The 13,112-nt window shown below is 53.6% G+C and carries 14 protein-coding genes and 1 tRNA gene; 7 read left to right on the top strand and 8 right to left on the bottom strand.

Annotated features, from left to right (window positions below; all coding sequences use genetic code 11):
- Positions 1 to 49 precede the first annotated feature (49 nt).
- Positions 50 to 1,168, top strand: coding sequence for a porin OmpC (gene ompC, locus NR195_RS13475; RefSeq protein WP_256844613.1), 1,119 nt, complete (start codon positions 50 to 52; stop codon positions 1,166 to 1,168).
- A gap of 17 nt (positions 1,169 to 1,185) precedes the next feature.
- On the opposite strand, the gene NR195_RS13470 is transcribed toward ompC, so the two are convergent.
- Entirely contained in the window at positions 1,186 to 1,380 is a 195-nt protein-coding gene (locus NR195_RS13470) for a hypothetical protein (RefSeq protein ID WP_010248364.1), read from the bottom strand.
- A gap of 149 nt (positions 1,381 to 1,529) precedes the next feature.
- Positions 1,530 to 1,640, bottom strand: coding sequence for a hypothetical protein (locus NR195_RS13465; protein ID WP_010248361.1), 111 nt, complete (start codon positions 1,638 to 1,640; stop codon positions 1,530 to 1,532).
- A 171-nt stretch (positions 1,641 to 1,811) separates the two neighbouring features.
- On the opposite strand from NR195_RS13465, the gene apbE reads away from it, so the two are divergent.
- The 3 genes from apbE (at position 1,812) to NR195_RS13450 (ending at position 5,248) form a co-directional block, all read left to right on the top strand.
- Entirely contained in the window at positions 1,812 to 2,858 is a 1,047-nt protein-coding gene (gene apbE, locus NR195_RS13460) for an FAD:protein FMN transferase ApbE (RefSeq protein WP_033767447.1), read from the top strand.
- Positions 2,858 to 3,499 (top strand): DNA oxidative demethylase AlkB, encoded by a 642-nt coding sequence (gene alkB / locus NR195_RS13455; protein ID WP_033767444.1) that lies wholly within the window; start codon positions 2,858 to 2,860, stop codon positions 3,497 to 3,499. Before apbE ends, alkB begins: the two co-directional genes overlap by 1 nt.
- A 96-nt stretch (positions 3,500 to 3,595) precedes the next feature.
- On the top strand, positions 3,596 to 5,248 hold the full coding sequence (locus tag NR195_RS13450; protein ID WP_256844612.1) for a multidrug ABC transporter permease/ATP-binding protein: 1,653 nt from the start codon (positions 3,596 to 3,598) through the stop codon (positions 5,246 to 5,248).
- 170 nt (positions 5,249 to 5,418) lie between these two features.
- Here NR195_RS13450 and NR195_RS13445 read toward each other — a convergent pair whose 3' ends face one another.
- Together NR195_RS13445 and NR195_RS13440 are read right to left on the bottom strand one after the other, a co-directional pair.
- Complete coding sequence (locus NR195_RS13445) at positions 5,419 to 6,135, bottom strand: 4'-phosphopantetheinyl transferase (RefSeq protein ID WP_256844611.1); 717 nt, start codon at positions 6,133 to 6,135, stop codon at positions 5,419 to 5,421.
- 71 nt (positions 6,136 to 6,206) lie between these two features.
- The gene (locus NR195_RS13440) at positions 6,207 to 6,410 is read right to left on the bottom strand and encodes a hypothetical protein (protein ID WP_003854174.1); all 204 of its coding nucleotides are present in this window, start codon (positions 6,408 to 6,410) and stop codon (positions 6,207 to 6,209) included.
- A 762-nt stretch (positions 6,411 to 7,172) separates the two neighbouring features.
- Between NR195_RS13440 and NR195_RS13430 the strand changes: the two genes are divergently transcribed.
- Positions 7,173 to 7,940 (top strand): hypothetical protein, encoded by a 768-nt coding sequence (locus NR195_RS13430; RefSeq protein ID WP_187508505.1) that lies wholly within the window; start codon positions 7,173 to 7,175, stop codon positions 7,938 to 7,940.
- A gap of 112 nt (positions 7,941 to 8,052) precedes the next feature.
- Complete coding sequence (locus tag NR195_RS22975) at positions 8,053 to 8,370, top strand: hypothetical protein (protein WP_372340761.1); 318 nt, start codon at positions 8,053 to 8,055, stop codon at positions 8,368 to 8,370.
- Between the two features lie 870 nt (positions 8,371 to 9,240).
- On the opposite strand, the gene NR195_RS13420 is transcribed toward NR195_RS22975, so the two are convergent.
- The 3 genes from NR195_RS13420 to NR195_RS13410 all read right to left on the bottom strand — a co-directional run bounded on the left by NR195_RS13420 (position 9,241) and on the right by NR195_RS13410 (position 11,395).
- Positions 9,241 to 9,317 (bottom strand) — tRNA-Pro (locus tag NR195_RS13420).
- 73 nt (positions 9,318 to 9,390) lie between these two features.
- A complete protein-coding gene (gene yejM / locus NR195_RS13415) occupies positions 9,391 to 11,145 on the bottom strand; it encodes an LPS biosynthesis-modulating metalloenzyme YejM (RefSeq protein ID WP_256844610.1) in 1,755 nt (584 codons plus the stop codon).
- Positions 11,146 to 11,167: 22 nt separating this feature from the next.
- Positions 11,168 to 11,395, bottom strand: coding sequence for a YejL family protein (locus tag NR195_RS13410; protein ID WP_010248348.1), 228 nt, complete (start codon positions 11,393 to 11,395; stop codon positions 11,168 to 11,170).
- A gap of 158 nt (positions 11,396 to 11,553) precedes the next feature.
- Here NR195_RS13410 and yejK point away from each other — a divergent pair, with 158 nt between their 5' ends.
- Positions 11,554 to 12,558, top strand: coding sequence for a nucleoid-associated protein YejK (gene yejK, locus NR195_RS13405; protein ID WP_010248346.1), 1,005 nt, complete (start codon positions 11,554 to 11,556; stop codon positions 12,556 to 12,558).
- 118 nt (positions 12,559 to 12,676) lie between these two features.
- Here the strand turns inward: yejK and rplY are convergent, their stop codons facing one another.
- Positions 12,677 to 12,961: a 50S ribosomal protein L25 gene (rplY, locus tag NR195_RS13400; protein ID WP_003854168.1), complete on the bottom strand. Its 285-nt coding sequence runs from the start codon at positions 12,959 to 12,961 to the stop codon at positions 12,677 to 12,679.
- Between the last annotated feature and the right edge of the window lie 151 nt (positions 12,962 to 13,112).

Genomic DNA, 13,112 nt, shown 5'->3' with positions numbered 1-13,112 from the left:
TTCAGTTAGCAGTGGCAAATAATAAAGGCACATAACAGAGGGTAATAAAATGAAACGTCGCGTTCTCTCCCTGATGATCCCTGCGTTGCTGGTTGCAGCAGGATCAGCAAACGCAGCTGAAATCTATAACAAAGACGGCAACAAATTAGATCTCTTTGGTAAAGTTGACGGTCTGCACTACTTCTCTGATAACGATGGTTCTGATGGCGATCAGTCTTACGTTCGCTTCGGCTTCAAAGGCGAAACCGAAATCAGCAATGAGCTGACCGGTTACGGCCAGTGGGAATACCAGGCGGCGCTGAACAACGCCGAGTCTGAAGGTACGGCTGACAGCTTCACCCGTGTTGGCTTTGCCGGTGTGAAATTTGGTGATGCAGGTTCGTTCGACTACGGTCGTAACTACGGCGTAGCTTACGACATCGGCGCATGGACCGACGTGCTGCCAGAGTTCGGCGGCGACACCTACGGCGCAGATAACTTTATGTATCAGCGCGGTAACGGCATGGCGACCTACCGTAACAATAACTTCTTCGGTCTGGTGGATGGCTGGAACTTTGCAGTCCAGTATCAGGGCAAGAATGGCAACAGCACCGAGTCTCCGAATGGCCGTGACGTACTGGGTCAGAACGGCGACGGCTGGGGTCTGAGCACAACTTATGATCTGGGTTCAGGTTTCGGCATTGGTGCGTCTGCTTTCCAGTCTGACCGTACCAACGACCAGAACAGCGCAACATCAGGCATCCTCGGGAGTGGCGATAAAGCGGAAGTCTATACTGGCGGTCTGAAATATGACGCGAACAACGTCTATCTGGCGGCTATGTACTCACGCTCGTACAATGCGACCCGCTTCGGCGACAGCACCAATGACTCTTCAGCTTATGGCTATGCGGATAAAGCGGACAACTGGGAACTGGTTGCGCAGTATCAGTTCGACTTTGGCCTGCGTCCATCCCTGGCGTATGTCACCTCACGCGGCACCGATGTTCAGAACTGGGGTAAACAGAATCTGAAAAAATATATCGACGTTGGCGCGACCTACTACTTCAACAAAAACATGTCCACCTATGTTGATTACCAGATCAACCTGCTGGACGACAACGCTTTCACCGACGCAGCCGGTATCAATACCGACGACGTGGTGGCACTGGGTCTGGTTTACCAGTTCTGAGTTGTACGGGAGCGCAGTTACCGCTGCGCTCCTGCGTCACCTTTCGGGCTGAGCGCTTCAGCCTTTCGCCACTTGGTGGCTTCCGGCGCGGTTGTCACTGACGACACCACGCTGCCGAATCGCGCGCCTTCAAATGCCACGCCTGCCAGGGTGAAGGCTGAAAAGCTCAGCCAGTGATGCCATGCTGACTGCCACTTCTGTGAATTTTTCATTCTGCACCTCTCAGAGATAAACACTGTTTCAACAGTGCAGAATTCATGCCAGCTTTACCGCTCTCACAGCCACAGACCTCGCGCGCACTTTGGTACACTTGCCGCGCGCGTCAGGGCGATCTTGCCCCAATCAGGTGCAGTGAAGCCTGTTATTGGCGCGGGCGTGAGGGTGTCATGTGACGATGACGACGCTGATGCAAGACTTTATAGCTACTGAAGATAAACAGCCCCAGGGCAATGACGAGAATCAGATAGATCATCTGCCGCTCCTTACTTTGGTTAACGTTAGTCGCCTGATAAAAGGCGCATACAGGGTAGATGACCGGTGAATACTGATAGGTTTCAGAGAAATATTCAACTCTCTTTAAGCGTCTTTACCCGAAGTTTATGCTTTGTAGCAGAGCTGAATAAAGTGTTACAAGTGAGGAAAGATGCGTTCTCAGATTAATCTGCTGTTTATAGCGATGTTAGCGTTGATGTTAACGGCCTGTGATAAGCCAGCGACCACATCCGCGCTGGTGCTGGAAGGAAAAACCATGGGAACCGTCTGGCGGGTAAGCATGGCCGGTGTGGCGAGTGAGCGCAGAGCGGAACTGCAACAGCGGATTCAGCAGCAGCTGGATGCGGACGATGCGGAGCTCTCTACCTGGAAGCCAGACTCCGCCTTATCGCGCTTCAACCAAAGCCGTGACCTGTCACCGCAGCCGGTGAGTGAAAACATGGCAGATATTGTCACGACCTCACTGCGGATTGGCCGTAAAACCGGCGGGGCGATGGATATTACCGTCGGGCCACTGGTCAACTTATGGGGCTTTGGCCCGACGAAGCAGCCCGGCCATACGCCGGATGCGGCACAAATCGCCGCCGCCCGTGCGCAGACCGGATTGCAGCATCTGCGGGTGGTGCAGGGCGCAGATGGACAGTGGCTGCAGAAAGATCTGCCAGGTCTCTATGTCGATCTCTCGACGGTGGGCGAGGGCTTCGCCACCGATCATCTGGCGCGACTGATGGAGCAGCTCGGCATCAATAACTATCTGGTGTCTGTGGGCGGCGCCGTGCTGAGCCGTGGCCTTAATGCGCAGCAGCAGCCGTGGCGGGTGGCGATTCAGAAACCGACCGATCGTGAGAATGCGGTTCAGGCGCGCGTTAATCTGCAGGGACACGGCATCAGTACCTCCGGCAGCTATCGCAACTATTATGAACTGGACGGCAAACGCATTTCTCATGTTATCGATCCCGTTACCGGACGGCCAATTGAGCATAAACTGGTTTCCGCCACGGTGATCGCCACCACGGCGCTGGAAGCCGATGGCTGGGATACCGGACTGATGGTACTTGGCACGGAAAAAGCCCAGGCGCTGGCGATCGAACAGCATCTGGCGGTCTATCTGATCAGCAAGCAGGGCGATAAATTTGTCAGCTGGATGTCGCCGCAGTTCGCTGCTTTCCTGATCCCCGCTGAATCCGGAGAACCCTGATGTTAGATCTGTTTAGTGAAGAACAACCCTGGCAGGAGACGCTGGCTGAGGGCGCGGTGATCCTGCGGCGTCGCGCACGTGAGGATGCAGAGGCGCTTTATCAGCAAATAATGGCAATTGCGGAGCAGAATCCGTTTGCCCATCGCATTACGCCCGGTGGCCATCGCATGTCGGTGGCGATGACCAACTGTGGCGATTTCGGCTGGTCGGTGGATTCTCGCGGCTACCAGTATCAGCAGCAGGACAACCTGAACGGGCGTAAATGGCCGGCTATGCCGCCGCTGTTTCGTACTCTGGCGCAGCAGGCGGCGTCTGAGGCGGGGTTCCCTGGCTTTAATCCGGATGCCTGCCTGCTTAATCGCTATGAGCCGGGCGCGAAGCTGACGCTGCATCAGGATAAAGATGAGAAAGATCTGCGTCAGCCTATCGTTTCGGTGTCGCTGGGTTTACCGGCGGTCTTTCAGTTTGGCGGTTTCGAACGGGGTGATAGTACCCAGCGTGTGCTGCTGGAGCATGGCGACATTGTGGTGTGGGGCGGGCCGTCGCGCCTGCGTTACCACGGCATCCTGCCACTTAAGCCAGGCGTTCATCCGCTGGTGGGTGCCTGGCGTTATAACCTGACGTTTCGACGCGCTTTCTGACCCACCACGCCGGTTACGGCGTGGTACGAATAACTATTGCTATCATTTTGCATCCCATTACACTGCAGGCTGTTTTTTGACTGCTGGATTGCCTGCATGACGTTGCTAAGCGTTGTTTTTCGCCAGTTCCGCTGGCCTTTTATCGGGGTGATTGCGCTCACGTTGTTAAGCGCCGTGCTGGGTATCGGCATGATCGCCTTTATCAATCGCGAAATGATTGTCGCCATCAACACCTCATTTGCGGTACTGCCGCAGTTTCTGTTGCAGCTGGTGGTGCTGATGGCGGTGACGCTGGCCTCGCAGCTGGCGCTGACCATGCTTGGCCATCAGTTTGTCTGGCGACTGCGCGGCGAATTTATCAAGCGTATCCTCGATACCCGCATTGAACGCATCGAGCAACTCGGCAGTGCGCAGCTGCTGGCGGGACTGACCAGCGACGTGCGGGCCATTACTCTGGCCTTTGTGCGTCTGCCGGAGCTCTTTCAGGGTGTTATTATTACGCTTGGCTCGGCGATCTATCTCGCGTGGCTGTCGCCTAAAATGCTGCTGGTAACCAGTGTCTGGCTGGGTGTCACGCTGGTTGGCGGCTGGCTGCTGGTCTCGCGGGTTTACCAGCACATGGCAAAGCTGCGGGAAATCGAAGATAACCTCTATCGCGATTATCAGACGGTGATTGAAGGGCGCAAAGAGCTACAGCTTAACCGCTCACGCGCTCAGCAGGTTTACGACACGGTTTATCAGGAAGATGCCCGCGCCTGGCGACACCACATTGTCCGCGCCGATACTTATCATCTCAGTGCGGTCAACTGGTCAAATATCATGACGTTAGGCGCTATCGGCATGGTCTTTTTTATGGCCAACAGCCTGGGCTGGGCCAATACCGCCGTCGCCGCTACCTTTTCCCTGACGCTGCTGTTTTTACGCACGCCGCTGCTCTCCGCGGTGGGCGCGTTACCGACGTTGCTCAGTGCCCAGGTCGCATTCCGTAAGCTCAATGCCTTTGACCTTGCTCCTTATCAGTCAGGATTCCACTCCGCCTCCACGTCCTCAGACTGGCAAACGCTGGAGTTGCGCGACGTCTCTTTTCACTATGGTGATAACGGCTTCCAGGTCGGGCCGGTTAACCTGACGCTGCGCCGGGGCGAACTGGTCTTTCTGATTGGCGGCAACGGCAGCGGGAAATCGACGCTGGCGATGCTGCTGACTGGTCTTTATCAGCCTCAGTCCGGCACGCTGCTGCTGGATGGCAAGCCGATAACGGCGGATGAGCTTGATGTGTGGCGCAGTCAGTTCTCGGCGGTCTTTACCGACTTACACCTGTTTGACCGGTTAATGGGGCGGGAGGGGATTGCGGCCAATCCGGCGCTGGTTCAGCTCTGGCTGGAGAGACTGAAGATGCAGGATAAGCTGAAGATTGAAGGCAACAAAGTGCTGAATCTGCAGCTTTCTAAAGGACAGAGTAAGCGACTGGCACTGCTGCTGGCGGTGGCAGAAGAGCGCGATGTGCTGCTACTGGATGAGTGGGCGGCGGATCAGGACCCTCACTTCCGACGTATCTTCTATCGCGAGCTGCTGCCGTGGCTACAGCAGGCGGGTAAAACGGTGTTAGCTATCAGCCATGACGATCACTACTTCATTCATGCCGATCGGCTGCTGGAGATGCGTGAAGGCAAGTTGACGGAGCTGACCGGTAATGAGCGCGATCTTGCCACGCTCGACTCGGTGAAACGCACCGACACCGGGCTTTAACGGCAGCTGGCAAAGCTTAGCAAAAAAGCGTAGTGGCGTGTTTCGCCTGAACCAGGCTACGTTAGCGATCAGCAGAAACCCCGGTTTCTGCCATTCTGAACCTTTTCTTTCGTCTGTGTTACCCCCGGCTAAACCGCAAAGTTTTAACGCGTATTGTTTAGCCGGTTTTTTTAAAGCCGATGTGTGATTAGCGTGATTACCTGAGTATCCCGCCACACAAAGCTCGCCTCCAGTAACGTCCCCATCGCAAAACATCCGCTGAAGTCCTTAGTCAGTCGCAACGTCGCGCGCTGCTGCGCGAAATCTACCGACACCAGTTCCGCATCCGGAAAGTCCATCGGCTGAAGCAGTTGCGGCCACATGGCTTTATAAACGCTCTCTTTGAGGGAGAAGAGCAGGGTAGCGGCAGCGCGGAAAGAGACGGGCAGCGTCCGTAACAGGTGCTGTTCCTGCTCGTTCATCAGCAACTCAGCCGTTTCATGCGCCGTCGTCTCCGACATGAACTGCTCGACATCCACCCCAACAGCGCAGGGCTGACGGGTTGCCGCTACCACAGCGATGCCTGCACTGTGCGACAGTGACGCCTGAATGCCAGCGGGCCAGCAGGGGGATCGATCGGCTGCATTGGACAGAATGAAATCAGCAATACCCAGTTCTGCCATCACTGACCGGACCAGCAGACGGCTGGCGAGGTATTCAGCACGCCGTTTACTGACAGCCTGCTGCAGTCGGGCAGGCAGCGGAATATCCCATTCGACAGCCAGCCCGTCATGATACTTTTGCGGATCGAAGTGACTCACCGCCAGCAAAGGATCGCTGCGGTTAAGGTGCCGGGAAAGGATAAAGCCGCCTGCAACAGGCGGCAGCGGCAGGTCGGGATAGCGCATGCGGGACCATCATCAAAACCAAAAAGGCATTAAATCAGGCGCGATGGATCAGGGCAAGCAGCCCGCCGGAATCAGTCGTTGGGAGGAATGGCAAAACTCTTCAGAGAAACAACGAAATGGTGGTGACCCCTGCTGATGCGTGCACCTCGGTCGCACCAGTGGCTTGCCAGACGAAAGAAATCGTCGCTGCCAATGTCATACGCCAGTTCCACTTTGCTAATGCCTGAATGCAGCAACGCTTCTGCATCCTTCAGGCTTTTCGCTTTGATCGCCATAAAAATTATCCGTCAATTTCTGGGGATTTCAGGGTAGGCATTTTCTGTGACATTTTTGTTTCAGTTTGATGAATAAGCGCAGCCGGTAGCCGATTTTGTGAAGCAGATCAGATTATAATGCAACTGTTAACCTGCTGATTGTAAGAGGAATGTTAACTGCCACACGGGAATATTCTGAATGTTAAACGGAGAGGTAAGCTGAGATAGAAAGGCCGCGTCAGACGCGGCCCCGTGGGTTACTTCTGGTCTGGCGGGGAAGGTTGCTTATCGCCTGACTCGGGTGCTTCTGTTGGATCGTCTTTTTCAATATATGTCATGAACTCTCCTCTTGTTACCCACACGCAGTTAAGTATAGAACGGATTGTGGAAGGTGCGAGGAACGTTAAGGTTTGATGACAGGGAGCAGGTCAGTCGTGATGTGTGAATGCCTGGTGGAGCAAGTCGAATCCTGGCCATAAATATTTATTGCACCCTCTGAATATCACAGAGAGTGAGTACTGAAAGGGCGCTGTATGGCTTAAGGTCTGGCTCCATGAGTGGAAAGCCGGTAAGGCTAAAAATCAAGCTCCAGGCCAGCGATAGTAGTGACATGCATTGTCAAATGAGAGCCGTGGTCACTATAAAGAAGCTTTTTTGTTTCTGGTGTTTTATTAATTTTAATCAAAAATTGTCTCTCAGATTAAGTTTAAAGTTCGCCCGTTAATTTTTATCACAAAAGAACTTTAACTTTCTTTACAGAGATTAAAAATAATGAAATTCCGGATGATAGCTTTATTCGTGAGCGCTGTTTCTTCAGTGTCTGCTTTTGCGGGAGAGTTTGATACTGCTGTTAAAAATCGTGATAACTTCCGCGCGGCTGAAGCTAAATCCGTAGCGGCCTTTAATGATGTGGCCAGCCGTGACGGTTCAGGGCGGTTCAATGCAGATGGTTCTACATTCAGTGCTTCAACAATCAGCAATAACCAAAGGGCCATCGCTAACCGTATTGCCGCTGAGAATGCAGTGAATGGTACTCACTACCGTAATCAGGTAACAGCACAACAGACTAACCAGATTAACAAACAGTTTGGACAATCCTACATAGATGCAAAAAATAATCAGTCTGCAACAGCGCCTGTAGTTAATGCCACTTCATACCGCTTAGGCATCACCCAGCAACAACAGAAAACTATGGGTGTGGCTTCAATCAACAAAGTAAGCCTGGATAATGCTCATAGCATTAATGTAGCGGCCGCCAGCCTTCCAGCTAACACGCCAGTAACAGCAACTATCCACGGGGTTTCTCAAACTACAACCGCTGGCGCTATTGCAGCCTTGAATCCTGCTGAACAAATTGCTGTCCCACACGTTGCCGCTTTCCAGCGTACAGCTGTTAAAGGTGGTGCGAGTGGTAAATCAGGCCATTCAACTACAACTGGTCATGATGGACACGGGCAAGAAAACGCGCATAGCCACGCTTTTGGCGGTCATGGCTATGGCGCTGATAACAGTCGGTCAGAAGGTTTTGGCGGGCACTCTCATTTTCACTAAGGGGTAATATTAAAAAGAGTTTATTTTTTACTATCAGCTCATTAGCCAACCAAGCGACAACGATAGCGACTATTGCTACTCCTTACCTTGTCAGAGAGTGGATGAATAAAAAATGAAGAAATTTATACTTGTGGTAGCGCTTTCCCTGAATATTCTTAACTTTGCCTCTGCATCTCCTTCACATAATCACACTTTATCGACTGGTAAGGTATCGCAGTGGAAAGGGTACGGTGTCACTGTTAAAAGAGACAGCTCAGGGATTGTCACTGTTGACGGGAAACCAGCAGCCCCGCATGAAGTCACAGAGAAAGCGACAACCTATCAGCAAGGGTTGTTTAATGTGATCATCTATAAGAGCGGTAAAGTGGCGCTGATGAAGCAAGGGCAGTTTGTCGGTTATCTGAAAAGAGATCAATTAAGAGGGGGCTGATAAGCCTAATGCTGATCAGTTAAAATTAGATTTGTAAAGGCTGTCACGGTCAAACGTGGCAGCTTTTTTTCTGGGCGAACGAGTCGCAGTGCGGGCCTGAGTACCTCTGCTGCTGCCGGGCCGTCCTCGCGCCGCTCACGCGGTACCTTCGGCTTTGACGTCGTGCCGACGAACCGTTCGGGGATCGGCCCTCCCTGGCCGGCCCCGACCTGTCCACGCTTCCCGGCGTGGACTTCTGGCCCACCGTCACGCCTCAGCGCTGCGGATAGCCCTTTCAGCAGCAGAGGCGCTCAGGCCTCCACTCTCGTGCCCTTTTTGACAATACACACTGAGGTTTCAGAGCACGCCGGCACCAGACTGCGTTATCACCTGTCGCTTAAATGGCTGGCATTAGGCTGATAAGCTTCCTTTTTTATGGGGTATGTGTGTGGGATATGTACGCTGTAGAAAGGGTCAGAGAATTAATGGCAAGGGAAGAATATAAAAAACATCAGCTATTACAGCTTGTTATTGATTCAGAATGACACATTAGATTTAAGGCCGCGTTCAGTCCTGAGGTAGAGGTTAAATCACCTTGAGTGGCGTTGATCAAAGAATGACAAGATGAAAATGAATTGGTCTGGATGAAAGGGCTGAAATAGTAAAACCTTTTGCCGTGTTTGATCGCGCTTAGGCCGCCATCCCATCCTATGGAAGGCACTTGCACCTGAAGTCAGTCTCTAAGCTATGGATGTTCTTTGGGTCTAATGTCACCTCGTGGGGATCTCAGGGCATGAATAGCCCTGTCAGGACCTGTTTGAAGCAAGCAAAGTATATATGCAAAATAAAGAAACGAAAAAAGCAGCCTTTAGGGCTGCTTTTCAGGGAATTTGGTCGGCACGAGAGGATTTGAACCTCCGACCCCGGACACCCCATGACCGTGCGCTACCAGGCTGCGCTACGTGCCGAACACTGGAGGATTAGTCTACTGGTTATCACCATTAATGCAAGATACCTGCAGACTATTTGCCTGATTATTAATCAGTTAGCGATAAACCGCTTCTCTTCAGTTAATACCTGCAACAGCAGCGCCAGTTCTGGCTTGTGATCTTTCAGGGCGTTGCCCTGCGCATCATAGGCGCGATAGCTGCCGTTATTGTTGAGTACCAGCGTCACCTGCGGCGTGGTAATCACCAGCTTATTCTCTTCGCTGCTGACGACCCAGTCATGGCGGCGGCGCGCAGCAAACAGATCTTCACCCTGAGAGTAGTTCACCGGATTGGTCCGCACATGCAGCAGTCGCTGCATGAGCGTCGACATCACATCCTGATGATCAGAAAGGCGATCAACGGTCTGTGCGGGCGTATCTGGCCAGTGAATCACTAATGGCACCTGCAGCGTCTGGCGGTTTCCAGCGCTGTCAGGATTGCCATCCAGTGCCAGTCCACGCTGCGCCGTAATCACCACCACCGTGTTCTTCAGTAAATCACGCGCCTGCAGGCTGCTGAGCACCGCGTGGATCTGCTCATCAACGGCAGGAGCCTGGCGCAGATAGCTGCGCTGACGCGCTTTTGCACTGTCGCCGGTGACGTCCGGGCCGTTCAGGGCAATCCATGAAAACCACGGCGCCTGTGAACCGTTCTGTTTCTCCAGCCAGTTCTGCCATTGCGCCACAGTACTGGCGTTGGGCTGGCTGGTCGTTGCAGGCAGTGAATAATCAGTCAGCAACGCCTGTCGGTAGAGCGGTGGATTAAAGCCTTCCGAGGAGAAGAGGCCAAACTGGTAACCCTGGGTGCTAAGCGCGCCCAGCAGCGCCGACGGCGTTCGGGATGCCAGAATACCGTTCATGTAGCTGGATGAGATCCCATAGAACAGGCCAAACAACCCTTTCTCCGGCGTATCACCCGCGCTGTAGTGCTCGATAAAACGCACGTTCTCGCTGGCGAACTGATTAAGCTCCGGCAGCGCTTTGGCCAGCGTGGCGTTGTTCAGACCATCGACCGTCAGAACCAGCAGGTTGTTGCGTGTGCCGGCATCACGGAAAGTAATCTCGCTCAGCGGATATTCCACCGCCACTGCTTCCGGGTCGCCCTGCTGAATCAGCCGACGCTGATACTCCTGGGCATCCAGCAGACCATGACGCTCAAGGAAGCGGCGGGCAGTCATCGGGTAGGAGAGCGGCAGGTTGGCACGCTGCATGGTAATCGGGCGATAGAAATTCGCATCGGCCCAGATATACATCAGGTGGCTGGCAAAGAAGGCGCTGATAAACAGGGCGGCGACAGGCTTGCCAAATGAACGGCGATTCAGGCTGCGAAGCTTCTGCCAGCTCCAGGTCGCAAACAGCATCTCAACCAGGAAAATCAGCGGCACGCTGATAAACATCAGCTGCCAGTCGCGCGCCATCTCGCTCTGATCAGGGTTAATGACCAGCTCCCACACCACCGGATTCAGGTGCAGGTGGAAGCGGCTGAACACTGCACTGTCGACCATCACCAGCGTCAGCCCGGCGGTAGCGACCACCGCGGACAACACCCGCATCAGCCGTTGCGACATCACCACAAAGGTCAGCGGGAAGATAATCAGCAGATAGGCGGCAAAAACAACAAAACTGAAGTGGCCAACCCAGCTGGTATAGGCGTAGATGCGCCCCGCCAGCGAAGAAGGCCAGTCGGCGACCAACAGGTAGCGACTGCCTAAAATCAGCGCGAATAAGATGTTAAACAGAGCAAACCAGTGACCCCAACTGATCATCTGGGAAACTTTTTCGCGGTAGCGCTGCCGGTTGGTTACCATATTATGAAGTCAAATCAGCCAATTAATGGGCGTTATCGTCACGCACAGACGCCTGAAGGGCATCGGCGAAAGATCGTGCCAGTGAACGACGTTGCGCCGGAGCGACATCGCTGTTAATTAAGTTGGTCACCATATTTCCCAGAACCATCAGGGAGAGATCGGTGGGGGCTTTGTCCTTGTGCAGGATTTGGGCCATTTCCGCGAGGAGTTGTTCCACGCGTTCGTCACTGTAACGGGATGATTGTGCCATATCGTCGTCTAAGCTCATTTCAAAAGGCGATATATTACCGGAACAGCGCACTTTTTACCGCAATTTTATCGAAAGCCGCGCGTTCGCTATACGCATGGAGTTGAAAGCCGATGCTGGCGGTGTTTGAATACGCGCCTGTGCTAAAAGGAGAGTCTACCATGAGTCTGGATATCGACCAGATTGCCCTGCATCAGTTAATTAAACGCGATGAAAACCAGCTTGAACTGGCGCTGCGCGATTCGCTGCTGCCTGCCACCAACACGGTCAACGCGATGGTGGAGGAGTTACACCGGGTCTATAGCGCAAAAAGCAAAGCCTATGGCCTGTTCAATGCAGAGAGTGAACTGGCAGAAGCGCTGCGTAATTGTCGTAAGGGCAACGATGATTTTCTCGCTTTTAGCCGTGCCGCGACCGGTCGTCTGCGCGATGAGCTTGCAAAATACCCCTTCGCTGAAGGCGGCGTGGTGCTGTTTATTCACTACCGCTATCTGGCGGTGGAATACCTGCTGATTGCGGTGCTGAACAGCCAGTCCAGCATGCGCGTCAACGAGCAGATGGATATCAGCAGCACCCACTATCTTGACATCAATCATGCCGACATCGTGGCACGCATCGATTTAACCGAGTGGGAAACTAACCCGGAATCGACCCGTTACCTGACTTTCCTGCGTGGACGCGTCGGACGTAAAGTGGCTGACTTCTTTATGGATTTCCTGGGTGCCGAAGTGGGATTAGACACCAAGGCGCAGAACCGCGGTCTGTTGCAGGCGGTAGATGACTACTGCAACGAATCGGAACTGGATAAGCAGGAGCGGCAGAACTATCGCCAGCAGGTCTACAGCTACTGCAACGAGCAGTTGCAGGCGGGCGAGGAGATTGCGCTGGAAGAGTTGTCGAGCGAACTGCCACCGCTGGGTGAAAAAACGTTCCAGGCCTTTACCCAGGAGCAGGGGTATGAGCTGGAAGAGAGCTTCCCGGCGGATCGCAGTACTCTGCGCCAGCTGACGAAATTTGCCGGAAGCGGCGGGGGCCTGACCCTGAACTTCGATGCGATGTTGCTGGGCGAACGCATTTTCTGGGATCCTGCAACGGACACCCTGACGATTAAGGGCACACCACCCAATCTGCGCGATCAGCTGCAGCGCCGTACCAGCAGCAAATAAAAAAGCCGGGCTTAGCCCGGCTTTCATTCCCTGCACGCGGCGATCATTTCACCGGGCAGCGCCAAAAGAAAAGGGCCGGTTTCGCAACCGGCCCTTCTGCTTTCAACGAAGTTCGCGATTAAGCGCGAACGAAGTCGATGTGGAACAGTTTTGGCTTGAACGGGTGACGCTGAACAGCCTGAACTTTCACTTTAGTTTCTTTACCGTCAACTGACAGGGTCAGCACTTCGTCGTAGAAACCTGGCTTAGATTGCAGGTTCATTACGGAGTCGTGATCCAGGTCGATGGCAACAGCCGCTTCAGAACCACCGTAGATGATGGCCGGGAAACGGTTTGCTGTACGCAGGCGGCGGCTCGCACCCTTACCCTGCTCTTTACGTTCTACTGCATTGATAGTGAGCATTAATATATCTCTTTATTTAATTCCTGCTACAGGCGACCCAGTAACAGGCTGGTTATTCAATACCGCTGATGCACATGCAAAAGCGGGCGGCAGTATAGCCGTTATGCCGGGTGGTAGCAAACGATATACCCGCCAGCCGGGTTCGGCATCC

The organism is Pantoea sp. Ft-CA_14, assembly GCF_024520875.1.
GTDB lineage: Bacteria > Pseudomonadota > Gammaproteobacteria > Enterobacterales > Enterobacteriaceae > Pantoea > Pantoea agglomerans.
The sequence above is the reverse complement of the archived record's forward strand: the minus strand, read 5'-3'. Positions and strand labels throughout refer to the sequence as shown.